This is a genomic window from Pseudomonas sp. PME37.24/006, assembly GCF_055556635.1.
Genome location: NZ_JBVHNL010000002.1, coordinates 230,072 through 254,475 on the forward strand (window position 1 = coordinate 230,072; position 24,404 = coordinate 254,475).

General features: G+C 59.1%; 18 protein-coding genes. 11 read left to right on the top strand and 7 right to left on the bottom strand.

Features of this window, described 5'->3' with window-relative positions; all coding sequences use genetic code 11:
• Nucleotides 1-350: 350 nt before the first annotated feature.
• The 6 genes from tig (at nt 351) to ACZ3GY_RS06595 (ending at nt 8,816) form a co-directional block, all read left to right on the top strand.
• Nucleotides 351-1,661, top strand: coding sequence for a trigger factor (gene tig / locus ACZ3GY_RS06570; protein WP_225832135.1), 1,311 nt, complete (start codon nt 351-353; stop codon nt 1,659-1,661).
• Between the two features lie 91 nt (nt 1,662-1,752).
• On the top strand, nt 1,753-2,388 hold the full coding sequence (gene clpP / locus ACZ3GY_RS06575; RefSeq protein ID WP_465909396.1) for an ATP-dependent Clp endopeptidase proteolytic subunit ClpP: 636 nt from the start codon (nt 1,753-1,755) through the stop codon (nt 2,386-2,388).
• Between the two features lie 112 nt (nt 2,389-2,500).
• A complete protein-coding gene (gene clpX / locus ACZ3GY_RS06580; RefSeq protein ID WP_463564957.1) occupies nt 2,501-3,784 on the top strand; it encodes an ATP-dependent Clp protease ATP-binding subunit ClpX in 1,284 nt (427 codons plus the stop codon).
• Between the two features lie 149 nt (nt 3,785-3,933).
• Nucleotides 3,934-6,330: an endopeptidase La gene (gene lon, locus ACZ3GY_RS06585; RefSeq protein ID WP_463564956.1), complete on the top strand. Its 2,397-nt coding sequence runs from the start codon at nt 3,934-3,936 to the stop codon at nt 6,328-6,330.
• 136 nt (nt 6,331-6,466) lie between these two features.
• Complete coding sequence (hupB, locus tag ACZ3GY_RS06590; RefSeq protein ID WP_172152308.1) at nt 6,467-6,739, top strand: nucleoid-associated protein HU-beta; 273 nt, start codon at nt 6,467-6,469, stop codon at nt 6,737-6,739.
• A 217-nt stretch (nt 6,740-6,956) separates the two neighbouring features.
• Nucleotides 6,957-8,816, top strand: coding sequence for a SurA N-terminal domain-containing protein (locus ACZ3GY_RS06595; RefSeq protein ID WP_465909397.1), 1,860 nt, complete (start codon nt 6,957-6,959; stop codon nt 8,814-8,816).
• Between the two features lie 142 nt (nt 8,817-8,958).
• Here the strand turns inward: ACZ3GY_RS06595 and ACZ3GY_RS06600 are convergent, their stop codons facing one another.
• The 7 genes from ACZ3GY_RS06600 to gloB all read right to left on the bottom strand — a co-directional run bounded on the left by ACZ3GY_RS06600 (nt 8,959) and on the right by gloB (nt 18,900).
• Entirely contained in the window at nt 8,959-10,572 is a 1,614-nt protein-coding gene (locus tag ACZ3GY_RS06600) for an ABC transporter ATP-binding protein (RefSeq protein ID WP_465909398.1), read from the bottom strand.
• Nucleotide 10,573: 1 nt separating this feature from the next.
• Nucleotides 10,574-11,593, bottom strand: coding sequence for an ABC transporter permease (locus tag ACZ3GY_RS06605; RefSeq protein WP_465909399.1), 1,020 nt, complete (start codon nt 11,591-11,593; stop codon nt 10,574-10,576).
• A 1-nt stretch (nt 11,594) separates the two neighbouring features.
• Complete coding sequence (locus ACZ3GY_RS06610) at nt 11,595-12,683, bottom strand: microcin C ABC transporter permease YejB (RefSeq protein ID WP_465909400.1); 1,089 nt, start codon at nt 12,681-12,683, stop codon at nt 11,595-11,597.
• Complete coding sequence (locus tag ACZ3GY_RS06615; protein ID WP_465909401.1) at nt 12,684-14,534, bottom strand: extracellular solute-binding protein; 1,851 nt, start codon at nt 14,532-14,534, stop codon at nt 12,684-12,686.
• Complete coding sequence (locus tag ACZ3GY_RS06620; protein WP_465909402.1) at nt 14,531-16,363, bottom strand: extracellular solute-binding protein; 1,833 nt, start codon at nt 16,361-16,363, stop codon at nt 14,531-14,533. The genes ACZ3GY_RS06615 and ACZ3GY_RS06620 overlap by 4 nt, the downstream gene beginning before the upstream one ends.
• Nucleotides 16,364-16,470: 107 nt before the next feature.
• Nucleotides 16,471-18,027, bottom strand: coding sequence for a lytic transglycosylase (locus tag ACZ3GY_RS06625; RefSeq protein ID WP_465909403.1), 1,557 nt, complete (start codon nt 18,025-18,027; stop codon nt 16,471-16,473).
• Nucleotides 18,028-18,126: 99 nt separating this feature from the next.
• Nucleotides 18,127-18,900, bottom strand: a complete 774-nt coding sequence (gene gloB, locus ACZ3GY_RS06630; RefSeq protein WP_465910013.1) for a hydroxyacylglutathione hydrolase — start codon at nt 18,898-18,900, stop codon at nt 18,127-18,129.
• Nucleotides 18,901-18,988: 88 nt separating this feature from the next.
• Here gloB and ACZ3GY_RS06635 point away from each other — a divergent pair, with 88 nt between their 5' ends.
• The 5 genes from ACZ3GY_RS06635 (at nt 18,989) to ACZ3GY_RS06655 (ending at nt 24,366) form a co-directional block, all read left to right on the top strand.
• Entirely contained in the window at nt 18,989-19,750 is a 762-nt protein-coding gene (locus ACZ3GY_RS06635) for a methyltransferase domain-containing protein (protein ID WP_465909404.1), read from the top strand.
• A gap of 46 nt (nt 19,751-19,796) precedes the next feature.
• Complete coding sequence (gene rnhA / locus ACZ3GY_RS06640; RefSeq protein WP_225832163.1) at nt 19,797-20,249, top strand: ribonuclease HI; 453 nt, start codon at nt 19,797-19,799, stop codon at nt 20,247-20,249.
• Complete coding sequence (gene dnaQ / locus ACZ3GY_RS06645) at nt 20,242-20,985, top strand: DNA polymerase III subunit epsilon (protein WP_225832165.1); 744 nt, start codon at nt 20,242-20,244, stop codon at nt 20,983-20,985. The genes rnhA and dnaQ overlap by 8 nt, the downstream gene beginning before the upstream one ends.
• Nucleotides 20,986-21,100: 115 nt before the next feature.
• The gene (locus ACZ3GY_RS06650; protein ID WP_463564948.1) at nt 21,101-23,359 is read left to right on the top strand and encodes an Orn/Lys/Arg family decarboxylase; all 2,259 of its coding nucleotides are present in this window, start codon (nt 21,101-21,103) and stop codon (nt 23,357-23,359) included.
• A gap of 194 nt (nt 23,360-23,553) precedes the next feature.
• Nucleotides 23,554-24,366 carry a crotonase/enoyl-CoA hydratase family protein gene (locus ACZ3GY_RS06655; RefSeq protein WP_225832169.1) on the top strand — a complete coding sequence of 271 codons (813 nt, stop codon included), beginning with the start codon at nt 23,554-23,556 and terminating at the stop codon, nt 24,364-24,366.
• Nucleotides 24,367-24,404: the final 38 nt, after the last annotated feature.

Consider the following 24,404-nt stretch of genomic DNA (forward strand, 5'->3'; position numbering starts at 1 on the left):
CTCATAAATTCCACTCGATTACCAAAATTAACCTAAAAAGAGGGCTGAACTGAAAATTTGGTTGACCACGCCGGAGGCGCCTTTTAAAGTGCCGCTCCCCTTCGTTCTTGGGAACGACTTGGGAACAAATTCAGGCTGACGCTCTGAGCGCGAGCCAGAGAGAATGCGGGTTACACGTGTGGTGGGGGAGGCTGCGATGAGCTCGAGTCTCTCCGTCCGCACCATCTTTAGCGCCCCTCCCGTTTGCCACCTGCATCTAGGGTGACTTCTGCAACACCTCCCTCTAGAATGCATGCCCTTAAATGGGGTCGGTAAACGGCCGGCATACGTCTGTGCAACGAGGAATATCCATGCAAGTTTCTGTTGAAAGCACTTCCGCTCTCGAGCGCCGCATGAGCATTACTGTGCCGGCCGAGCGTATCGAGACTCAGGTCAACAAGCGTCTGCAGCAGACTGCACAGAAGGCCAAGATCCCTGGTTTCCGTCCTGGCAAGGTGCCAATGAGCGTGATTCGTCAGCGCTTTGAAGCCGATGCACGCCAGGAAGCCGTAGGCGACGTGATTCAGTCCTCCTTTTATGAGGCAATTGCCGAGCAGAAGCTTGCGCCTGCCGGTCAGCCGTCGGTCGAGCCGAAAGTGCTGGAGAAAGGTAAGGATCTGGAATTCATCGCTACCTTCGAAGTGTTCCCGGAAATCACCATCGGTGGTCTTGATGGCATCGCTATCGAGCGTCAGCAGGCCGAAGTGGCCGACACTGATGTCGATAACATGCTGGATATCCTGCGCAAGCAGAACACCCGTTTCGAAGCCGTCGAGCGTGCTGCCGAGAAAGACGATCAACTGAACATCGACTTCGTCGGCAAGATCGACGGTGAAGCCTTCGCTGGCGGTTCCGCTACCGGCACTCAGCTGGTTCTGGGCTCCGGCCGTATGATCCCAGGCTTCGAAGACGCCCTGGTCGGCGCCAAAGCTGGTGAAGAGCGCGTGATCAATCCGACCTTCCCCGAGGACTATCAGAACCTCGACCTGGCCGGCAAGACCGCTGAATTTACCGTCAAGGTGAACAGCGTCTCCGCTCCGCAACTGCCAGAGCTGAATGATGAGTTTTTCACTCTGTTCGGTATCAAGGAAGGCGGTCTGGAAGGTTTCCGCACCGAAGTTCGCAAGAACATGGAGCGTGAGCTGCGCCAAGCCATCAAGTCCAAGATCAAGAACCAGGTAATGGATGGCCTGTTGGCATCGAATCCGGTCGAAGTGCCTAAGGCGCTGATCGCCAGTGAAGTCAACAATCTGCGTGTGCAGGCTGTTCAGCAGTTCGGTGGCAACATCAAGCCTGACCAGCTGCCGGCCGAGCTGTTCGAAGAGCAAGCCAAGCGCCGTGTTTCTCTCGGCCTGATCGTTGCCGAAGTGGTCAAGCAGTTCGAACTGAAGCCTGACGATGCCCGCGTCCGTGAATTGATTCAGGAAATGGCTTCGGCCTACCAGGAGCCGGAGCAGGTCGTGGCGTGGTACTACAAGAACGACCAGCAGATGAACGAGGTTCGTTCGGTTGTACTGGAAGAGCAAGTTGTAGATACTGTTTTGCAGAAGGCTAACGTGACTGACAAGTCAGTCTCTTACGAAGAAGCAGTCAAGCCGGTAGAAGCTCCGCAAGCCGCCTGATCGTCTCTGCGCTAAGACGTACACCATAAGCCAGCCTTCGCGCTGGCTTATGCGTATTCAAGACATAACTATTTGGGAGTGACTGCAGAGCATGTTCCGTAATTCGTATATTCAGCAGAACTCTGATATCCAGGCCGCTGGCGGTCTGGTTCCGATGGTTGTCGAGCAGTCAGCTCGTGGCGAGCGCGCCTATGACATCTACTCGCGCCTGCTCAAGGAGCGAGTGATCTTTCTGGTGGGCCCTGTAGAGGACTACATGGCCAACCTGATCTGTGCGCAACTGCTGTTCCTTGAAGCGGAAAACCCGGACAAGGACATCCATCTCTATATCAACTCCCCGGGCGGCTCGGTGACCGCGGGCATGTCGATCTACGACACCATGCAGTTCATCAAGCCTAACGTGTCGACCACCTGTATTGGTCAGGCGTGCAGCATGGGCGCATTCCTGCTGACTGCCGGTGCGCCCGGCAAGCGTTTCTGCCTGCCGAACTCGCGTGTGATGATTCACCAGCCACTGGGCGGTTTTCAGGGGCAGGCGTCGGATATCGAAATCCATGCCAAGGAAATCCTCTTCATCCGCGAGCGTTTGAACACGCTGATGGCCAAGCACAGCGGGCACACCCTTGAGGAAATCGAGCGCGACACCAATCGCGATAACTTCATGAGTGCAGAGGCTGCTCTTGCGTACGGGTTGATCGACGAAGTCATCGCCCAGCGTCCTGCTTAAAATAAGCAGCTCTAAATAGGCGTGGTCGGTTGTATCGATCACTTGCGGGCTTGAAAAAGCCCGCAATAGCCTTCATCTTCTGTTGTAAGCCTATCGGATTTGGATCGAACGAATGACTGACACCCGCAACGGCGAGGACAACGGCAAGCTGCTCTATTGCTCCTTCTGCGGCAAAAGCCAGCATGAAGTGCGCAAATTGATTGCCGGGCCCTCGGTCTTTATCTGCGACGAGTGCGTCGACCTGTGCAACGACATCATCCGCGAGGAGGTTCAGGAAGCCCAGGCCGAGAGCAGTGCGCACAAGCTGCCGGCTCCCAAGGAGATCAGCTCGATCCTCGATCAATACGTGATCGGTCAGGAGCGGGCCAAGAAGATCTTGGCGGTCGCGGTCTACAACCACTACAAGCGCCTCAATCAGCGTGAGAAGAAGGATGACGTTGAGCTCGGCAAGAGCAACATCCTGCTCCTTGGCCCGACAGGCTCTGGTAAGACGCTGCTGGCTGAAACGCTAGCGCGGCTGCTGAATGTTCCATTCACCATCGCCGATGCCACCACCCTGACCGAAGCCGGTTATGTGGGTGAAGATGTCGAGAACATCATTCAGAAGCTGTTGCAGAAGTGCGATTACGATGTCGAGAAGGCCCAGATGGGTATCGTCTACATCGATGAAATCGACAAGATTTCCCGTAAGTCCGACAACCCGTCGATTACCCGTGACGTTTCGGGTGAGGGCGTGCAGCAGGCGCTGCTGAAGCTGATCGAAGGCACTGTCGCCTCGGTTCCGCCTCAGGGTGGCCGCAAGCATCCTCAGCAAGAGTTTTTGCAGGTTGATACCCGCAACATCCTGTTCATCTGCGGTGGTGCTTTCGCCGGTATCGAGAAAGTGATCCAGGGCCGCTCCACCAAGGGCGGAATTGGTTTCAGTGCCGAGGTGCGTACCAAGGATCTCGGCAAGAAAATCGGTGAGTCGTTACGCGAGATAGAACCGGATGATTTGGTCAAGTTCGGTCTGATTCCCGAGTTCGTTGGCCGCTTGCCGGTCATCGCGACGCTGGAAGAGCTTGATGAGGCTGCCCTGGTGCAAATTCTCACTGAGCCGAAGAATGCGCTGACCAAGCAGTACGGCAAGTTGTTCGAGATGGAAGGCGTGGATCTTGAGTTCCGTCCTGATGCTCTCAAAGCTGTTGCTCTGAAGGCGCTGGAGCGTAAAACCGGCGCTCGGGGTCTGCGTTCGATTCTTGAAAGCGTGTTGCTTGACACGATGTATGAGATTCCATCGCAATCGGACGTCAGTAAGGTAGTCATTGATGAGAGTGTCATCAATGGCACCTCCAAACCGCTGCTGATCTACGAGAACACTGAGGCGCCTGTTGCCAAGGCGGCGCCTGACGCGTAACGCGTCCGTCACATGTTGAAAGCAAGGGGCCTGCGGGCCCCTTTGTTTTTGCTGATAGCAGTGCTTGTTTTTTCCTGGGGCTACCCCCATCTTAACGTCAAGGGTATTCCCACTGTTTACGGCCGCAAGGCCGCTGTAGAGCCAAAATCATGAAGACAACCATCGAATTGCCTCTCCTGCCTTTGCGCGATGTCGTGGTCTATCCGCACATGGTCATCCCGCTTTTCGTGGGGCGCGAGAAGTCCATCGAGGCGCTTGAAGCCGCGATGAATGGGGAAAAGCAGATCCTGCTACTGGCCCAGAGAAATCCCGCTGACGATGAGCCGAGTGAAGAAGGGCTCTACCGCGTCGGCACCGTCGCGACTGTGCTGCAGTTGCTCAAATTGCCGGACGGCACCGTCAAGGTGTTGGTTGAGGGCGAGCAGCGTGGTGAGATCGAACAGTTCATTGAGGCTGACGGTTACAGCCGAGCCGAAGTTCAACTGCTTGACGAGGTCGATGCACCCGAGCGTGAGGCCGAGGTGTTCACCCGCAGCCTGCTGAGTCAGTTCGAACAGTATGTGCAGCTGGGCAAGAAAGTACCTGCCGAAGTGCTGTCGTCTCTCAACAGCATCGATGAGCCCAGTCGCCTGGTCGATACCATGGCGGCGCACATGGTGCTGAAGATCGAGCAGAAGCAGGAAATCCTCGAGATCGTTGATCTGCCAACACGTGTTGAGCACGTCTTGGCACTGCTGGATGCCGAAATAGATCTGCTTCAGGTTGAAAAGCGCATTCGCGGCCGCGTGAAGAAGCAGATGGAGCGCAGCCAGCGCGAGTACTACCTGAATGAACAGATGAAGGCCATTCAGAAGGAGCTTGGCGACGGCGAGGAGGGACACAACGAGCTTGATGAGATCAAGCGTCGCATCGAGAATGCCGGGCTGACCAAGGAAGCTTACGGTAAGGCTCAGGCTGAGCTGAACAAGCTTAAACAGATGTCACCGATGTCCGCTGAAGCTACGGTGGTGCGCTCCTACATCGACTGGTTGGTGAATGTGCCGTGGAAGGCACAAAGCAAAGTACGCCTGGATCTAACCCGTGCCGAAAGCATTCTGGATGCCGATCATTACGGCCTCGAAGAGGTCAAGGAGCGCATCCTCGAGTATCTCGCCGTGCAGAAGCGCGTGAAGAAGCTCAAGGGACCGGTTCTGTGCTTGGTTGGCCCGCCTGGCGTTGGCAAGACGTCTCTTGCCGAATCCATTGCCAGTGCTACCAATCGCAAGTTTGTGCGCATGGCCTTGGGCGGTGTGCGAGATGAGGCGGAAATTCGCGGTCATCGCCGTACCTATATTGGCTCCATGCCTGGTCGTCTGATACAGAAGATGACCAAGGTTGGTGTGCGCAACCCGCTGTTCCTGCTCGACGAAATCGACAAGATGGGCCAGGACATGCGCGGCGACCCTGCTTCCGCGCTGCTCGAGGTGCTCGATCCGGAGCAAAATCACAACTTCAATGACCATTATCTTGAGGTCGATTACGACCTGTCCGACGTGATGTTCCTGTGCACGGCCAACTCCATGAATATTCCGGCAGCCTTGCTGGATCGGATGGAAGTGATTCGCCTGCCGGGTTACACCGAGGATGAGAAGATCAATATCGCCGTCAAATACCTCGCGCCCAAGCAGATTCAGGCCAATGGACTGAAAAAAACCGAGCTGGAATTCGATAATGAGTCGATTCGCGACATTATTCGTTACTACACCAGAGAAGCGGGTGTGCGCAGCCTAGAGCGACAAATCGCTAAAGTCTGCCGCCGTGTCGTCAAGCAGCACATCAAGGAAAAACGCTTCCAGGTACTGGTAACGGCCGATATGCTCGAAGAGTATTTGGGCGTTCGAAAGCATCGTTATGGCCTTGCCGAGCAGCAGGATCAGATCGGTCAGGTAACCGGTTTGGCGTGGACTCAGGTGGGCGGTGAACTGCTGACAATCGAGGCCGCAGTGGTGCCTGGCAAGGGTAATCTGATCAAGACTGGCTCACTGGGCGATGTGATGGTCGAATCGATCACAGCCGCGCAAACAGTGGTGCGCAGCCGTGCTAAAAGCCTCGGCGTGGCTCCGGATTTCTACGAAAAACGTGATATCCACATCCACATGCCGGAAGGTGCCACGCCGAAGGATGGCCCGAGTGCGGGTGTCGGTATGTGCACTGCTTTGGTGTCGGCATTGACGCAGATTCCAGTCCGTGCGGATGTTGCAATGACCGGTGAAATCACCTTGCGAGGTCAGGTACTGGCGATCGGCGGTTTGAAGGAAAAGCTGCTTGCGGCGCATCGAGGTGGAATCAAAACGGTGATCATTCCTCAGGAGAATGTTCGCGATCTCAAGGAAATTCCGGAGAACATCAAGCAAGACCTGCAGATTAAACCGGTTAAATGGATTGACGAGGTCCTGCAAATTGCGCTGCAATACGCCCCGGAGCCCTTGCCAGACGCGGCTCCGGAGTTGGTTGCAAAGGATGAAAAACGCGAGACTGATTCCAAGGAGCGAATCAGCACGCATTAGCCGGCTGGCTTCCTTGACACTATTTTAGAGCCCTTGCTATAAAGCGGCTCTTACCCGTGTCGGCAGGCCATCCAGCACCCGATTCGCTTCCATTAAAATCAAGAAACAAACTCAACCGAAATTAAGGGGACTTAGAGTGAACAAGTCGGAACTGATCGATGCCATCGCTGCATCTGCTGATATCCCGAAAGCTGTTGCTGGCCGTGCGCTGGACGCAGTGATTGAATCCGTTACTGGTGCTCTGAAAGCTGGGGACTCCGTTGTACTGGTGGGTTTCGGTACTTTCGCTGTCAAGGATCGCGCTGCTCGCACTGGCCGTAATCCGCAGACTGGCAAGCCGATCAGCATCGCTGCTGCCAAGATCCCAGGTTTCAAAGCTGGTAAAGCACTGAAAGACGCCGTCAACTAAGCGTCTTCGGGCCTTTGCCCGCCGGGTCGGCTAACCCCGGCTCGGTTGTGGAGCGGCAATAAGACTATCTGGTCTGTGACGCCGGGGATTGTAGATTGATGATCCCGATCCGCTTCGCACGTTACGAGAAGGCGCATCCCAGGATGCGCCTTTCTTCTATCCGGAATTTACCCACGCTGCGCGGCCATTTTTAGTACGTGGTCGTTCTGGGGGAAGCATGCTGCAAAATATCAGGGACAATTCACAGGGTTGGATTGCCAAAACCATCATCGGCCTGATCGTCGTTCTTATGGCGCTGACCGGCGTTGACGCCATTATTACCGGTACCAGCAACAGCCAAAACGCTGCCGAAGTGAATGGTGAGGCAATCAGCCAGAACGAACTCAATCAAGCTGTGGAAATGCAGCGTCGCCAACTGTTGCAACAGCTTGGTCAGGAATTCGATGCATCGCTGCTGGATGAGAATCTGCTGCGTGAAGCTTCCTTGAAAGGGTTGATCGAGCGCTCACTGCTGGTTCAGGGCGCTGCCGATGCCAAGTTCGCCTTTTCTCAGCCTGCACTCGACCAAGTGATCGTACAGACGCCTGAGTTCCAGGTTGATGGCCGTTTCAACGCTGAACGCTTTGATCAGGTGATTCGTCAGCTCGGCTACAACCGCATGCAGTTCCGTCAGATGCTCGAGCAGGAAATGCTGATCGGCCAATTGCGTGCCGGACTGTCTGGCAGCGGTTTCGTCACCGATGAAGAAGTGACCGCATTCGCCCGCCTGGAGAAACAGACCCGCGATTTCGCCACCCGTACCATCAAGGTGGATGCCGGTGCGGTGCAGGTTAGCGATGATGACGTTAAAGCCTACTACGACGCTCAGCAGTCTCAGTTCATGAGCCCAGAGCAGGTGGTACTCGAATATGCGGAATTGAAGAAGGATGCCTTTTTCTCCGAAATTTCGGTTAGCGACGACGAGCTCAAAGCTGCTTACGAATCGGAAATCGCCAATCTGGCTGAACAGCGCCAAGCCGCACACATCCTGATTGAGGTGGGTGGCGACACCAGCGACGAACAGGCCAAGGCGAAGATCGAAGACGTGCAGAAGCGCCTGCAGCAGGGCGAAGATTTCGCTGCGCTGGCCAAGGAGTTTTCTCAGGATCCAGGTTCAGCCAGTGAGGGTGGGGATCTCGGTTACGCGGGCAAGGGTGTGTATGACCCCGCCTTCGAGGATGCTCTCTACGCATTGAACAAAGACGAAGTATCGGCACCGGTACGTAGCGAGTTCGGCTGGCATCTGATCAAGCTGTTGGGCGTGCAGGCTCCTGAAGTGCCGACACTCGCCAGCATGAAGGAAAAACTGGAAGCCGACCTCAAGACTCAGCGCGTCGAACAACGTTTCGTCGAAGCGACCAAGCAACTGGAAGACGCTGCGTTTGAATCCTCGGATCTGGCTCAGCCAGCCCAGGAGCTGGGCCTGAAAGTGCAAACAAGTGAGCCGTTTGGTCGTCAGGGTGGTGAAGGCATCGCCGGTAACCGCCAAGTGTTGCAGGCCGCTTTCAGCGAGGAAGTGCTGGAAAACGGTAGCAACAGCAGTGCCATTGAGCTTGATCCAAGCACGCTGGTAGTGGTTCGCGTCAAGGAGCACCGCAAGCCGCAGCAGCTGACGCTGGAGCAGGTGAGTGGCAGCATTCGCGAGCAACTGACCCAGACCCGTGCTAGCGAAGCAGCCAAGGCTGCTGGCGAGTCGCTGGTTACCGAGCTGCGTGACGGCAAGGGGCAGGTTCAAGATTCGGACTGGCAAGTGGTGGAGGCTGCTACCCGCAACCAGGAAGGTGTTGACCCGGCTGTGCTGCAGGCACTGTTCCGTATGCCCAAGCCGACTGGCGAAGCTTCAGAATTCAGCGGTATAGCGCTGAATAATGGAGACTTCGTGGTTATACGCCTGAAAGGTGTCAGTGAGCCTGAAGAGGCGCTGAGTGACGAAGAGAAGGCGATGTACCGTCGCTTCCTGGCCTCACGCAGTGGCCAGCAGGACTTCGCGGCCTTCCGCAAGCAGTTGGAAAGCAAGGCAGACATCGAGCGCTTCTAAGTGCCACTGCCCGCTTGAACAAACAAAGGCCCCGATTTTGGGGCCTTTGTGTTTTTGTGTGCTCCGTCTCGCCCAACTCACGGGCAAAGAAAAAGGCCCCGTCTTCCTGCGAAGCGGGGCCTTTTCTTTGCCCGTCATCAGTTCAAGCGCTGCTCGCTGGTAGGAGGAACGCTGCTTCCAGCAATTGCTGGGTGTAGGCGTGCTGCGGCGCCCGGAAGATCGCCTCGGCGTCACCTTGTTCAACCACCTGGCCCTGCTTGACCACCATCAACTGATGGCTGAGCGCCCGTACCACTGCCAGATCATGGCTGATGAACAGGTAAGTCAGGTTGTACTTGGTTTGCAGCGAGCGCAGTAGTTCAACCACCTGACGCTGTACGGTGCGATCGAGTGCCGAGGTCGGTTCATCCAGCAGGATCAGGGCCGGTTTGAGCACCAGTGCGCGAGCGATGGCAATACGCTGCCGCTGACCGCCGGAGAACTCATGGGGATAGCGATGGCGGCTTTCAGGATCCAGGCCGACCTCCAGAAGCGCTTCAGTGATGGCCTGCTCTTGCTCAGCGCCACTGCCGATGCCATGGATGCGCAAGCCTTCGCCGACAATCATACCCACGGTCATGCGCGGGCTGAGGCTGCCGAAGGGATCCTGAAATACTACCTGCATCTGGCGCCTGAAAGGGCGCACCAGGTTTTGCGACAGGCCATCCAAAGACTGCTTGTCGAAGCGAATGCCACCCTGGCTACCGATCAGGCGCAGAATGGCCAGCCCGAGGGTGGATTTACCCGAGCCGCTCTCACCGACGATGCCCAGGGTTTGGCCGCGCTGCAGGCTGAAATTGATGCCGTCTACCGCCTTTACATGATCGACGGTGCGGCGCAGCAGGCCTTTCTTGATCGGGAACCAGACACGCAGGTCATCGACCTCGAGCATGGTGTCGGCAGCTTGCGTCGCAACCGGGTTGCCATCCGGTTCGGCGGCCAGCAACTCGCGGGTATAGGGGTGTTGCGGGCTGGTGAACAGCGCCTCGCACTCAGCCTGCTCGACCAGTTCGCCGTTCTGCATCACGCAGACGCGGTGAGCGATACGCCGCACCAGGTTGAGGTCATGGCTGATGATCAGCATGGCCATGCCCAGGCGCGCCTGCAGCTCCTTGAGCAATTCGAGAATCTTCAATTGCACGGTAACGTCGAGGGCGGTGGTCGGCTCGTCGGCGATCAGCAGTTCTGGCTCGTTGGCCAGGGCCATGGCGATCATCACGCGCTGACGCTGCCCGCCGGAAAGCTCATGGGGCAGGGCCTTGAGGCGCTTCTGCGGCTCAGGTATGCCGACCAGCTCCAGCAGCTCCAGAGTGCGCCGTGTAGCCGCCTTGCCACTCAGGCCCTTGTGCAGGGCGAGTACTTCGTTGATCTGCTTCTCGATGCTGTGCAAGGGGTTCAGCGAGGTCATCGGCTCCTGAAACACCATGGCGATGCGGTTGCCACGGATGCCGCGCAACTTTTTCTCGCTGAGTTTGAGCAAATCCTGATCGGCGTAGTGAATGCTGCCACTGGGGTGCTGCGCCTGCGGGTAGGGCAGCAGGCGCAGGATCGAGTGGGCGGTGACTGACTTTCCTGACCCGCTTTCACCGACCAGTGCCAGGGTTTCGCCCCGGCGAATGTCGAAGCTGATGTTGTTGACCACCTGCCGATGGTTGTCGCCATTGACGAATGCCACGGACAGATCGCGCACTTCAACGAGGTTTTCGGGATCGGTCATCTTATTTCCTCGGGTCGAAGGCATCGCGGGCGGCCTCGCCGATGAATACCAGCAGGCTGAGCATGATGGCCAGCACAGCGAAGGCGCTCATCCCTAGCCACGGCGCCTGCAGATTGGATTTACCCTGCGCCACCAGCTCGCCAAGTGACGGTGAGCCGGCTGGAAGGCCGAAGCCGAGGAAATCCAGGGCGGTAAGAGTGCCGATAGCACCAGTGAGGATGAACGGCAGGAAGGTCATGGTCGAGACCATGGCGTTCGGCAGGATATGCCGGAACATGATCGAACCGTTACGCATGCCCAGTGCGCGGGCGGCACGCACGTATTCCAGGTTACGGCCACGCAAGAACTCGGCACGCACCACATCCACCAAACTCATCCAGGAAAAAAGCAGCATCAGGCCGAGTAGCCACCAGAAGTTCGGTTGCACGAAGCTGGCCAGGATGATCAGCAGGTACAGCACCGGCAGACCTGACCAGATTTCCAGGATGCGCTGCCCAGTCAGATCCACCCAGCCACCGTAAAAGCCTTGCAAGGCACCTGCCGCGACGCCGATCACCGAGCTTGCCAAGGTTAGCGAGAGAGCGAAAAGCACCGAAATACGGAACCCGTAGATCACCCGGGCAAGCACGTCGCGGCCTTGGTCATCGGTGCCCAGCCAGTTGTCCGCCGAGGGCGGAGCGGGGGCCGGCACCTTGAGATCGTAGTTGATACTGGAATAACTGAAGGGAATCGGTGGCCAGACCATCCAGCCATTCTTCTGCTCGATCAGCTCCTGGATATAAGGGCTCTTGTAGTTCGCCTGCAGGGGGAATTCACCGCCGAAGGTGGTTTCCGGGTAGCGCTTGAGCACCGGGAAGTAGAGCTCGCCGTCGTAACTGACGACCAGGGGCTTGTCGTTGGCGATCAGCTCGGCCCCCAGGGTCACGAAGAACAGGGCAAGGAAAATCCACAGCGACCACCAGCCACGCTTGTGGGCCTTGAACAGCTCGAAGCGGCGTTGATTGAGCGGGGAAAGTGCCATGTCAGCCCTCCCTGCTTTCGAAGTCGATGCGTGGATCGACGAGGGTATAGGTAATGTCGCCGATGAGTTTCACAACCAGTCCCAACAAGGTGAAGATGAACAGGGTGCCAAAGACCACCGGGTAGTCGCGGTTGATCGCCGCCTCGAAGCTCAGCAGGCCAAGACCGTCGAGGGAGAAGATCACCTCGATCAGCAGCGAGCCGGTGAAGAACAGGCCGATGAAGGCTGCCGGAAAACCAGCGATGATCAGTAGCATGGCATTGCGAAAGACGTGGCCATAAAGCACACGGGTGTTGCTTAGGCCCTTGGCCCGGGCGGTGGTCACGTACTGCTTGTTGATTTCATCGAGGAAGCTGTTCTTTGTCAGCAGGGTGAGGGTGGCGAAGTTGCCAATCACCAGTGCGGTGACGGGGAGTGCCAAGTGCCAAAAGTAGTCGAGCAGCTTACCGCTGAAGCTCAGTTCGTCGAAGTTGCTCGAGGTCAGCCCGCGCAGCGGGAACCAGTCGTAATAGCTGCCACCAGCGAATAACACGATCAGCAGAATGGCGAACAGGAACGCCGGAATCGCGTAACCAATGATGATCGCCGAGCTGGTCCATACATCGAAAACGCTGCCATGGCGTGTCGCCTTGGCGATACCCAGTGGAATGGAAACTAGGTACATGATCAACGTGCTCCATAACCCGAGGGAAATGGACACGGGCATTTTCTCCAGGATCAAATCGATGACCTTGGCGTCACGAAAGAAACTCTCACCGAAATCCAGTTGGGCATAGCTCTTGAGCATGATCCAAAAGCGTTCGGGCGCCGACTTGTCGAAGCCGTACATCTTCTCGATCTCGGCGATCAGTTCAGGATCGAGGCCCTGGGCGCCGCGGTAGTTGGAGCCCGCGGTTGCTACCTCACCGCCACCACCACCGGATATACGCCCCGTGGCGCCACCGGAGGCGGCATCGAAGCCTTCGAGCTTGGCAATCATCTGCTCGACTGGTCCGCCAGGTGCGGCTTGAATGATCACGAAGTTGATCACCAAAATGCCGAACAGGGTCGGGATGATCAGCAGCAAGCGCCGCAGGATATAGGACAGCATTTAGCGTTCTTCCTGCTCGGTGGTGGGCGTTTCTTCAGGAGTGACCACTTCGCCGACCGGCTTTTCCTGCCACCAGGTCATCAGACCGTAATCGTACAGTGGCGATTTCTCCGGGTGCCCGAAGCGCTTCCAGTAGGCCACGCGGTAGGCGTCGACGAAATAGTTCGGCACCACGTAGTTGCCCCATAGCAGTACGCGATCCAGCGCTCTTGTATGAGTGATCAGCGATTGGCGCGAGTCCGCACGGATCAAGCCATCGACCAATTGGTCGATGGCTGGGTCGCGCAGGCCGATCAGGTTGCGGCTGCCTGGATTGTCGGCGCTACTGGAGTGCCAGAACTCGCGCTGCTCATTGCCCGGCGAGCTGGACTGCGGCCAGATCGCCGAGGTCATGTCGAAGTCCCGCGAACGCAGGCGGTTGATGTACTGGGAGACGTCGACCCGACGAATCTGCAGGTCGATACCCAGTTCCGCCAGGTTGCGCTTGAACGGCAGAATCACGCGCTCCAGGTTGGCCTGGTGGTTGATGAATTCGAACGCAAGCTGGTTGCCATTGGCATCGACCATCTTGTCGTTCTCGATACGGTAACCGGCTTCAGTGAGTAGCTGATAGGCGCGGCGGGCCTGGTCGCGGATGATGCCGGTGCCATCGCTGACTGGGTTTTTGAAGGCTTCGGTGAACACCTGTTCAGGGATCTGCCCACGTAACGGCTCCAACAGCTTCAGTTCTGCTTCGCTGGGCAGGCCGTTAGCCGCCATTTCCGAGTTCTCGAAGTAGCTATGCGTACGCTTGTAGGCGCCGTAGAACAGCTGCTTGTTGGCCCACTCGAAATCGAACAGCAGGGCGATCGCCTCACGCACGCGTGCATCCTGGAACAGGGGCTTGCGGGTGTTGAAGACGAAGCCCTGCATGCCGGCCGGATTACGGTTGGGGAAGGCTTCCTGCACGAAGCGCCCGGCGCGCAGCGCCGGTGAGTTGTAGCCGGTGGCCCAATCTTTTGCCGAGTATTCGAGGTTAACGTCGAATTGGCCTGCTTTGAAGGCTTCCAGGGCGACGGCCATGTCGCGGAAGTACTCAATACGAATTTCGTCGAAGTTGTATTGGCCGCGGGCCACGGGCAGATCCTTGGCCCACCAGTCCTTGACCCGCTCGAAGCGGATCGAGCTGTTCGGTGAAAATTCGGCGATTCGGTAGGGGCCGCTGCCCAGAGGAATTTCCAGGCTGCCACGGGAGAAGTCGCGGCCAGTCCACCAGTGTTTAGGCAGGACTTGCAGTTGGCCAAGAATCAGCGGCAGCTCGCGGTTTCCGGCATGTTTGAAATTGAAGCGCACGGTGCGCGGGTTTTCGGCAATGACATCAGCGACATCGGCGTAGTAGTGGCGGTACATCGGATCGCCATGCTCGAGAAGGGTGTTGAAGGTAAAGATCACATCCTCGGCGGTGACCGGCTCGCCATCGTTGAAACGTGCCTTGGGGTTGAGGAAGAAGCGCACGTAGCTGTCATCTGCAGCCTTTTCCACTTTTTCGGCCAGCAGCCCGTACTCGGTGAAAGGCTCATCTGGAGAATGGTAGGTCAGGGTGTCATAGATCAGACCCAGGCGATCCGCCGCGTTGCCCTTGGGAATGAACGGGTTGAAGCTATCGAAGCCGTTGAGGCCAGGCAGACGCAGGATGCCGCCCTTGGGCGCATCGGGATTGACGTAGTCGAAATGTTTGAAGCTGGCCGGGTACTTCGGCGGCTCGCCGTAAAGCGTCAGCGCGTGTTGTGGCGCAGCCTGGGACAGGCTGGCAAGGCCAAGCAGCAACAGGGCGCTGCCATGCATCAGGAATGAGCGCAGTGGACGCGTCATCGGGCGGTCTCCGTGGGTTTCAGCCACCATGTGCGCAGCCCCAGCGTGTAGGGCGGCGTGGTGACGAATGCAAAGCGGTTGCGGTACGCCAGGCGGTGATAGTCGATGTACCAGTTTGGAATGGTGTAGTACTGCCAGAGCATCACGCGATCCAGGGCGCGGGTAGCGGCCATCTGTTCGTCGCGGCTACGGGCAGAGAGTAGTTTTTCGAGCAGGGCGTCGACCACCGGGTCGTTGATGCCTGCGTAATTCTTCCCGCCTTTGACGCTGGCCTGGCTGGAGTGAAAGTACAGTGACTGCTCCAGGCCCGGGCTGAGGGTTTGCGGCAGTGTCAGCAATATCATGTCGAATTCGAACTGATCCAGACGTTGCTTGTACTGGGCGCGATCCACCGTTCTCAGAGTGGCCTGGATGCCGATGTTCGCGAGGTTTTCAGTGAAGGGCTGGAGGATGCGCTCGAGATTGGGATTGACCAGCAGGATCTCGAAGCGCAGCGCCTGGCCCTTGTCGTTCATCAGGCGCTGGCCTGAGGGTTTCCAGCCAGCGTCGGCCAATAGACCGAGGGCGCGGCGCAAGGTTTCCCGAGGGATGCCACGGCCGTCGGTGACCGGCATCTGAAACGGCTCGGTGAACAGCTCTGGTGGCAGTTGGGCACGAAAGGGCGACAGCAGCAGCCACTCCGCACCCTCTGGCTTCCCTTTGGCGGAGAACTCACTGTTGGGGTAATAGCTCGCGGCGCGGGTGTAGGAACCATTGAACAGAGTGCGGTTGGTCCACTCGAAATCAAACATCAGACCCAGCGCTTCGCGCACGCGCACGTCGTCGAAGGTGCCGCGCCGCGTGTTCATGAACAGCGCCTGGGTCTGGGTGGGGATCTGGTGAGGGATTTCCGCACGTACCACATCGCCACGGGTGACCGCCGGAAAGCGATAGTTGTTAGCCCAGTTCTTCGCCTGCTGCTCGATGTAGAGGTCGAATTCACCGGCCTTGAAGGCTTCGAAGGCGACATGGCTATCGCGGTAGAAGTCCACTTCGACGCGATCGAAGTTGTATTTGCCGCGGTTGACCGGCAGCGAGGCCCCCCACCAGTCCTCGACCCGCTCGAAGCTCAGGCTGCGTCCGGGATTGACCCCAGTGATTCGGTAGGGGCCGCTACCCAGCGGTGGCTCGAAGGTGGTCGCCTTGAAGTCGCGATCCTTCCAGTAATGTTGCGGCAGTACCGGCAGCTCGCCCAGGCGCAGGATCAGCAGCGGGTTGTTCGAGCGCTTGAGTACGAAGCGTACGCGATGGCGATTGAGGATATCGACGCGCTTCACTTCCTGCAGATTGGTACGGTACTGCGGGTGACCTTCCTTGAGCAGCAGGCGGTACGAAAAGGCCACGTCGTAGGCAGTGATCGGTTTGCCATCGTGAAAGCGCGCTTCCGGGCGCAGATTGAATACCACCCAGCTGCGATCTTCGCTGTACTCCACCGATTGGGCGATCAGCCCGTAACTGGAGGCGGGTTCGTCACCTGAAGGGTCGTACATCCCGGTGCCGACCATCAGCGGCTCGTTCAGCTCGGTCACGCCATATTGCAGAAAGTTGGCCGTGGCGACCGGACTGGTGCCTTTGAAGGTGTAGGGGTTGAGGGTGTCGAAGCTGCCAGCAGCCATGATCCTCAGTGTTCCGCCCTTGGGCGCTTCGGGGTTTACCCAGTCGAAGTGGGTAAAACTGGCTGGATACTTGAGTGCGCCGAACTGCGCATAGCCATGGCTTTCGCTGAGCGTTGCCAGGGCCGGGAAGCTGGTGGCCAGGCCGAAAATCAGCGAGAGGAGAGGGCGTCTCAAGTGCAGTATCCGATCCGGGGCGGCAGAGGTCTTCGTACAGTAACAGCTTGTCTGTACAGGAAAAAGGCCGGCCCCGGCGGTGTGCATCAAGTGTGTCGCAATGAACTTCAGTTAGGCAGGCGCAGGGTCAGTACTTGGCCCGGTTTGAGCGCCTTGCCGGTTCTCGGATTCCAGCTCTGCAGGTTTTTCATCTGCACATTGAAACGCTTGGCGATCAGGTGCAGCGAGTCACCCTTGCGCACCTTGTAGTAGGTCACGTCATCGCGTTCCAGGCTGGCGACTGCCTGAGTGCCCGCCGTGCCCTGCAGCTTCAGATTCTGGCCGACACGCAGGGAATTGCCCTTGAGCGTATTCCAGCGCTGGATGTCGGTCACCGCGACGTTGTGGGCTTTGGCGATCTGCCACAGGTTGTCACCGTTGCGTACCTGGTAGCTGCGCGAGGCGATGGCGGTGTTGGCAGTGCGTTGCGGTGTCGAGTCCGGTGCTGGTTGCGCGGTGGTTGGCAGATTGAGGTGCTGGCCGACGCGGAGGGTATTGCCGGCGATCTGGTTGAGCTCCTTGATACTGGCAACGCTCAGCTCGTAGCGGTTGGCTATGCCGTGCAGGTTGTCACCTGGGCGCACCACATACTCCTGCCAGTTCTGCAGATCCTCTGGCTTGAGGGTCGACAGGTTGGCAGTCAGCAGCTCGACCTTCTGCGTCGGTACCAGCAGATGCTGCGGGCCGTCGACGGTGATGCGCTTCTTGAAGGCCGGATTGAGCAGATACAGCTCGTCTTCATCGACTTCGGCGAGGGCGGCGACACGGGAAAGATCCATGCGCTGCTTGAGCTCAACTTCCTCGAAGTAGGGCTCATTGGCGATTGGGCTCAGGCTCACGCCGTAAGCATTGGGCGCCATGATCACCTGGGAAAGGGCGAGCAGCTTGGGCACGTAATTCTGAGTTTCCTGGGGCAGCGAGAGGTTCCAGTAGTCGGTCGGCAGACCGAGCTTCTGGTTACGCTCGATGGCCCGGCTGACTCGACCTTCACCGGCGTTGTAGGCAGCCAGGGCCAGCAGCCAGTCACCGTTGAACATCTCGTGCAGACGAGCCAGGTAATTCATGGCGGCCTGGGTGGACGCTGTGACGTCGCGACGGCCGTCGTACCAACTGGTCTGGCGCAGGTTGAAGTTGCGCCCAGTAGACGGGATGAACTGCCACAGGCCAACTGCATCGGCTGGAGAGTAGGCAAATGGGTTGTAGGCACTTTCGATCATCGGCAGCAGTGCCAACTCCATCGGCATGTTGCGTTCTTGCAGACGCTCGACGATGTAGTGAATGTACGGGTTGCTGCGCTCGCCGGACTTCTCGACGAAAGACGGGTTGCTGGCGAACCACAGGCGCTGCTGTTCGATACGCGGGTTGACGCCGATGTTGTCCTGCAACTGATAACCCGCTCGCACCCGTTCCCAGATGTCCTTGGGTTGCTCAGCCTGAGCCGGCCCATTGATCCACAGAGGCTCGTGCGGCGTCCTGCCGCTCAGATCGACCGCAGGGGCTGAGTCAATGGTCTGTTGATCCAGGCTTTGACAGCCGCTGAGAATGGCAAAAATGGCCACTGCAAGCGCCGGATAACGCAAGGACAATGCCTTTGAATTCAGTGAGTTACAGGGCTGATAAGGCATTGGTTAGTGGGGGTATCCTGGATCGAAAGTTGGAGGATTCTAGAAACCGATCCAGGGGTGGTCAAGTTTTGACCAGAGTTTTTGCGGCCCAGTCGTGTTTCAGAAGTGATCTTTCCAGGCACGTAATGCCGCGAAAACCTCGGCCTCGCTGTCGATCGAGCGACCCTCGCGGCTGGCGATCATTTCTTTAACCGATGTTTCAGCGCCGCGCAGAAAGGGGTTGGTCGCGCGCTCCAGTTCCAGCACGGAGGGCAAGCTAATACGGCCCTGATCACGCCATTCGCTGACCTGTTGCAGGCGTTCGGTCACGGCCGGGTTGCCGGGTTCCACTGCGTGGGCGAAGCGCAGGTTGCTCAGGGTGTATTCGTGGGCGCAGTAGATCAGGGTGTCATCCGGCAACGCGACAAGGCGCTGCAGCGAATGGTGCATCTGCACGGGGGTACCTTCGAACAGCCGGCCGCAACCCGCGGCGAACAGGGTGTCGCCACTGAACAGCCAGTGATGGTCGCCTTGATAGAAGGCAATGTGGCCCAGGGTGTGGCCGGGCACCTCAATCACCTGCAGGGTCAGGCCGAGCACTTCTATATGCTCACCATCGACCAGCGCCTGATCGCGGGCGGGGATGTTTTCCTTGGCCGGGCCATAGACGCGCGCACCACTGTCACGGCGCAATTGCTCGACGCCGCCTACGTGGTCCGGGTGATGGTGGGTGATCAGGATATCGCTCAGCGTCCAGCCTGGATGCGCCTGCAACCAGGCCTGCACGGGCGCCGCATCACCGGGGTCGACCACAGCGACGCGCTTGTCCCGTTCATCCTGCAACAGCCAGATGTAATTGTCCGAGAATGCACTCAGGGCTTCGATCTTGATCATCAGGTGGTCGCCAAGTTGGGGACAAAGGTGCATCTTAGGTGTCATTGTTGAAGATGGCTATGCAGGTAATCCCTATGAACAAGCGTCCATGAGCGACAATCCCTTTGCCCAAGCTGATGCCGATTGGCTTCAGCTGATTGGTGCTGCCCGAGAGTGGTTCACCACCCCCTTGGGGCGTCTGCTGCTGGAGCAGGAGCAGCGCTTGCTGGATGAAGAACTGGCACGTTTCTTCGGCGGTTACCTGGTGCATTACGGCCCATGCGCCGAAACCTCCATCGAGACCCAGCAGATCCAGCGCAGCGTGCGCCTTGGCGCGCCGTTCGCGGGGGTCGAGATCGTCTGTGAAGAGCAGTCCTGGCCGCTGGTCGAGCAGGCCGCCGACGTGGTGGTGCTGCAGCATGGTCTGGACTTCTGCCAGTCGCCTCATGGTCTGTTGCGCGAGGCTGCGCGCAGCGTGCGTGCGGGTGGTCACTTGCTGGTGGTCGGCATCAACCCGCTGAGTGCCTGGGGCGCACGTCATCTGTTCGCTCATGACGTTCTCCACGACGCCCGCTGCATCGCTCCCGGGCGCCTTGCCGACTGGCTCAACCTGCTCGGCTTCGCGCTGGAGAAACGGCGCTTCGGATGTTATCGTCCGCCGCTTGCTTCCGCTGCCTGGCAGGCTCGGTTGGCCCCGCTGGAACGCTGGGGCGGTGCCTGGCAGTCGCCGGGTGGCGGTTTTTACGTATTGGTAGCGCGCAAGCTGGTGGTCGGCCTGCGCCCCCTGCGCCAGTCCCGTCGCGAGCCGATGGGCAAGCTGGTGCCCATGCCGGTTGCCAAGGTCAGCCGTCGCGAAAGCGATGCGCCCTGAGCCACTGCTGAAATCTCGAATCAGACCATAGATAGAAAGGCGCTGAATGTCCGAACAAGTTGAGCTTTACACCGACGGTGCCTGCAAGGGCAATCCTGGCGTCGGTGGCTGGGGCGCATTGCTGGTGTTCCAGGGTGTGGAGAAGGAGTTGTGGGGCGGTGAACTAGCGACCACCAACAACCGCATGGAGTTGATGGGCGCGATCCGCGGCCTCGCCGAGCTGAAGCGTCCCTGTGACGTGCGTCTGGTCACCGACTCGCAGTACGTCATGAAGGGTATTCAGGAATGGATGCCCAACTGGAAGAAGCGTGGCTGGAAAACCGCCGCGAAAGAACCGGTGAAGAACGCCGACCTGTGGCAGCAGCTGGACGAGCAGGTCAACCGCCACAACGTGACCTGGCAGTGGGTGCGCGGCCACATCGGCCATCCGGGCAACGAGCGTGCTGACCAACTGGCCAACCGCGGCGTCGAAGACATCAGGAGCATGAAGCGTGCGTAGAGTCGTACTGGATACTGAAACTACCGGTATGCCGGTAGGCGATGGCCACCGGGTCATCGAGATCGGCTGCGTCGAGGTTGAGGGCCGTCGCCTGACCGGGCGCCATTTCCACGTGTACCTGCAGCCCGATCGTGAGATCGACGAAGGCGCCATCGCCGTTCACGGTATTACCAGCGAAGACCTCAAGGACAAGCCGCGCTTCAAGGAAGTCGCCGACGAGTTCTACGAGTTCATCAAGGGCGCGCAGCTGATCATCCACAACGCGCCGTTCGACGTGGGCTTCCTCAACAACGAGTTCAATCTGATCGGTCAGCACGAGCGCGCCGATCTGGCTTCCTACTGCGACGTGCTCGACAGCCTGCAAATGGCCCGCGAGCGCCATCCGGGCCAGCGCAACAGCCTCGATGCGCTGTGCAAACGCTACGGCGTCGACAACTCCGGCCGCGAACTGCACGGCGCCTTGCTCGACTCGGAGATTCTGGCCGACGTCTACCTGGCGATGACCGGTGGGCAGACCAATCTGTCCCTGGCCGGCGATGGTTCGGAGGGCGACGGTAACGGCCGCCAGCAACCGACGCCGATCCGCCGTCTGCCGGCTGATCGCGCGCGTGGCGCCGTGATCGCTGCCAGTGCCGACGACGTTGCCGCACACGTTGCACGACTGGCCGCTATCGAGAAGTCCGCCGGCGCACCGGCGCTATGGGCGCAGCTGGAGCAGGGTACATCCGCCTCCTGAGCGGCGAATTGCGACCTTTTCGTATAGCACCGCCTGCGAGGGGTTCCGTCCTCTCCGGCGACCCTCTACCCTGAGGGCACAGCGGGCCAATCCCGTGTGACCTCAGGTGTAGCTGATGTACAAAGACCTCAAGTTCCCCGTACTCATCGTTCATCGTGATATCAAGGCCGATACCGTGGCCGGCGAGCGGGTACGGGCCATCGCCCAGGAACTGGAGCAGGACGGTTTCACCATCCTCTCCACCGCTAGTTCGGCGGAAGGGCATATCGTCGCGTCGACCCATCATGGCCTGGCCTGCATTCTGGTCGCCGCCGAGGGCGCCGGGGAAAACCGCCATTTGCTGCAGGACATGGTCGCGCTGATCCGCATCGCCCGTCGGCGTGCGCCGCAGTTGCCGATCTTTGCCCTGGGCGAGCAGGTCACCATCGAAAATGCGCCGGCCGAAGCCATGGCCGATCTCAACCAATTGCGCGGTATTCTCTATCTGTTCGAAGACACCGTGCCGTTTCTGGCTCGCCAGGTGGCGCGCGCTGCCCGCAATTACCTCGATGGCCTGCTGCCGCCGTTCTTCAAAGCGCTGGTGCAGCACACCTCGCAGTCCAATTATTCCTGGCACACGCCGGGCCACGGCGGCGGCGTGGCCTATCGCAAGAGCCCGGTCGGGCAGGCCTTCCACCAGTTCTTCGGCGAGAACACCCTGCGCTCCGATCTTTCGGTATCGGTGCCCGAACTGGGCTCGCTGCTCGACCACACCGGCCCCCTGGCCGCCGCCGAAGAGCGGGCCGCGCGCAACTTCGGCGCCGACCACACCTACTTCGTGATCAACGGCACCTCGACCGCCAACAAGATCGTCTGGCATTCGATGGTTGGCCGCGATGACCTGGTTTTGGTCGATCGCAACTGCCACAAGTCGATCCTCCACGCGATCATCATGACCGGGGCGATTCCGCTGTACCTATCGCCGGAGCGCAACGAGCTGGGCATCATCGGGCCGATTCCGCTGAGCGAGTTCTCCCGCGAGTCGATCCAGGCCAAGATCGATGCCAGCCCGCTGGCCCGCGGCCGTGAGCCGAAGGTCAAGCTGGTGGTGGTCACCAACTCGACCTACGACGGCCTGTGCTACAACGCCGAGCTGATCAAGCGTACCTTGGGCGATTCGGTGGAAGTCCTGCACTTCGACGAAGCCTGGTATGCCTACGCCGCCTTCCACGAGTTCTACGCCGGCCGCTACGGCATGGGCACCACGCGTGAGGCGGGTGGGCCGATGGTGTTCACCACCCATTCGACCCACAAGCTGCTGGCTGCCTTCAGCCAGGCGTCGATGATTCACGTCCAGGACGGAGGCGTGCGCAAGCTCGACCGCGACCGCTTTAACGAAGCGTTCATGATGCACATCTCCACCTCGCCGCAGTACGGCATCATCGCCTCGCTGGACGTCGCTTCGGCGATGATGGAAGGGCCGGCCGGGCGCTCGCTGATCCAGGAAACGTTCGACGAAGCGTTGAGCTTCCGCCGTGCCCTGGCCAACCTCGGTCAGAGCCTGAGCAGTGAGGACTGGTGGTTCAGCATCTGGCAGCCACCGCAGACCGAAGGCGCCGACGACGTATCGACGCCGGACTGGCTGCTGCAGCCCGATGCCGACTGGCACGGCTTCGGCGATGTGGCCGAGGATTACGTGCTGCTCGATCCGATCAAGGTGACCCTGGTCATGCCTGGGCTGACCGCAGGCGGTCGTCTCGATGAGCGCGGTATTCCTGCGGCGGTGGTCAGCAAATTCCTCTGGGAACGTGGCCTGGTGGTCGAGAAGACCGGCCTGTACTCGTTCCTGGTGCTGTTCTCCATGGGCATCACCAAGGGCAAGTGGAGCACGCTCTTGACCGAGCTGCTGGAGTTCAAGCGCAGCTATGACGCCAATCTGCCACTGGCCTCAGTACTGCCTTCGGTGGCCCGTGAAGGCGCCAGCCGTTATCAGGGCATGGGGCTGCGCGATCTGTGCGATGCGCTGCACGATTGCTACCGCGAAAACGCCACCGCAAAATCCCTCAAGCGCATGTACACCGTGCTGCCTGAAATTGCCTTGAAACCGGCCGATGCCTATAACCAGCTGGTACGTGGCGAGGTGGAGGAGGTGCTGGTCGATGACGTCGAAGGGCGCATCGCTGCGGTGATGCTGGTGCCTTACCCGCCGGGTATTCCGCTGATCATGCCGGGCGAGCGGTTCACCGCGGAAACCCGCTCGATCATTGACTATCTGCGCTTCGCCAGGGCTTTCGAGCAGCGTTTTCCTGGCTTCGATGCCGACGTGCACGGGTTGCAACGTCACCAGGGCGAGCAGGGCAGTTATTACACGGTCGATTGCATCATCGAGGCATAACCGCGTTACAGGCGTCATGCAGGAACATCGGCTTGGGCGAGGCGTGCTGTACGTCACACCGGGCGTGATCGACTTTCAGGCGCCGCTTGCTATAGTTGCGCGGTTCTCAAGCAGCTGCCGTCGCGGGGCTTACAAGCCGCTTTTAGATACTGAACGTACCGAGCGCCCAGCGCCGTCTGCCGAGGATGACTGCCATGACCGAGTATCAGGCCTTTCGTGTCGAGCTGTTGGACAAGGTCGCCCATGTGGTGATCAATCGTCCTGACAAGATCAACGCCATGAATGCCGCCTTCTGGACGGAAATCATCGAGATCTTCCGCTGGATCGACGAGACCGATGAGGTGCGCGCTGTGGTGTTGTCCGGTGCAGGCAAGCACTTTTCCTCGGGCATCGACCTCAGCCTGCTGGCGCAGCTCGGCACTCAGTTGGGGAAGGATGCAGGTCGCAATGCTCGTACGCTGCGGCGCAAGATTCTCGAGCTGCAGGCCTCGTTCAACGCCGTCGATGAATGCAGCAAGCCGGTGCTGGCAGCCATTCAGGGTTATTGCCTGGGTGGCGCGATCGACCTGGTGTCGGCGTGCGACATGCGCTACTGCGCCGAGGATGCCCAGTTCGCCATCAAGGAAATCGATATTGGCATGGCCGCCGATGTCGGCACTCTGCAGCGGCTGCCGCGAATCATTGGTGACGGCATGCTCCGTGAACTGGCCTACACCGGGCGTACGGTCGGCGCCGCCGAGGCGCGGGAAATCGGGCTGGTCAACCGAGTGTTCAGCGATGCCGACACGCTACTTGCGGGGGTCATGGACATTGCACGGGTGATCGCTGCAAAATCGCCGATTGCCGTGAGCGGTACCAAGGAAATGATTCGCTATATGCGCGATCATCGCGTCGACGACGGACTCGAATACGTCGCCACGTGGAATGCCGCCATGTTGCAGTCTGCTGATCTTCGCGTGGCCATGGCGGCCCATATGAGCAAGCAGCACCCGGAGTTCGCCGACTGATGCGGCTTCATATACCTGTGCAGGGGGCACAATAGCGA

What these genes read in the sequence shown, in the direction of transcription:
- tig (WP_225832135.1), top strand. Translation starts at nt 351, where the DNA reads ATGCAAGTTTCTGTTGAAAGCACTTCCGCTCTCGAGCGCCGCATGAGC.
- clpP (WP_465909396.1), top strand. Translation starts at nt 1,753, where the DNA reads ATGTTCCGTAATTCGTATATTCAGCAGAACTCTGATATCCAGGCCGCT.
- clpX (WP_463564957.1), top strand. Translation starts at nt 2,501, where the DNA reads ATGACTGACACCCGCAACGGCGAGGACAACGGCAAGCTGCTCTATTGC.
- lon (WP_463564956.1), top strand. Translation starts at nt 3,934, where the DNA reads ATGAAGACAACCATCGAATTGCCTCTCCTGCCTTTGCGCGATGTCGTG.
- ACZ3GY_RS06595 (WP_465909397.1), top strand. Translation starts at nt 6,957, where the DNA reads ATGCTGCAAAATATCAGGGACAATTCACAGGGTTGGATTGCCAAAACC.
- ACZ3GY_RS06600 (WP_465909398.1), bottom strand. Translation starts at nt 10,572, where the DNA reads ATGACCGATCCCGAAAACCTCGTTGAAGTGCGCGATCTGTCCGTGGCA.
- ACZ3GY_RS06605 (WP_465909399.1), bottom strand. Translation starts at nt 11,593, where the DNA reads ATGGCACTTTCCCCGCTCAATCAACGCCGCTTCGAGCTGTTCAAGGCC.
- ACZ3GY_RS06610 (WP_465909400.1), bottom strand. Translation starts at nt 12,683, where the DNA reads ATGCTGTCCTATATCCTGCGGCGCTTGCTGCTGATCATCCCGACCCTG.
- ACZ3GY_RS06615 (WP_465909401.1), bottom strand. Translation starts at nt 14,534, where the DNA reads ATGACGCGTCCACTGCGCTCATTCCTGATGCATGGCAGCGCCCTGTTG.
- ACZ3GY_RS06625 (WP_465909403.1), bottom strand. Translation starts at nt 18,027, where the DNA reads ATGCCTTATCAGCCCTGTAACTCACTGAATTCAAAGGCATTGTCCTTG.
- gloB (WP_465910013.1), bottom strand. Translation starts at nt 18,900, where the DNA reads ATGATCAAGATCGAAGCCCTGAGTGCATTCTCGGACAATTACATCTGG.
- ACZ3GY_RS06635 (WP_465909404.1), top strand. Translation starts at nt 18,989, where the DNA reads ATGAGCGACAATCCCTTTGCCCAAGCTGATGCCGATTGGCTTCAGCTG.
- rnhA (WP_225832163.1), top strand. Translation starts at nt 19,797, where the DNA reads ATGTCCGAACAAGTTGAGCTTTACACCGACGGTGCCTGCAAGGGCAAT.
- ACZ3GY_RS06650 (WP_463564948.1), top strand. Translation starts at nt 21,101, where the DNA reads ATGTACAAAGACCTCAAGTTCCCCGTACTCATCGTTCATCGTGATATC.
- ACZ3GY_RS06655 (WP_225832169.1), top strand. Translation starts at nt 23,554, where the DNA reads ATGACCGAGTATCAGGCCTTTCGTGTCGAGCTGTTGGACAAGGTCGCC.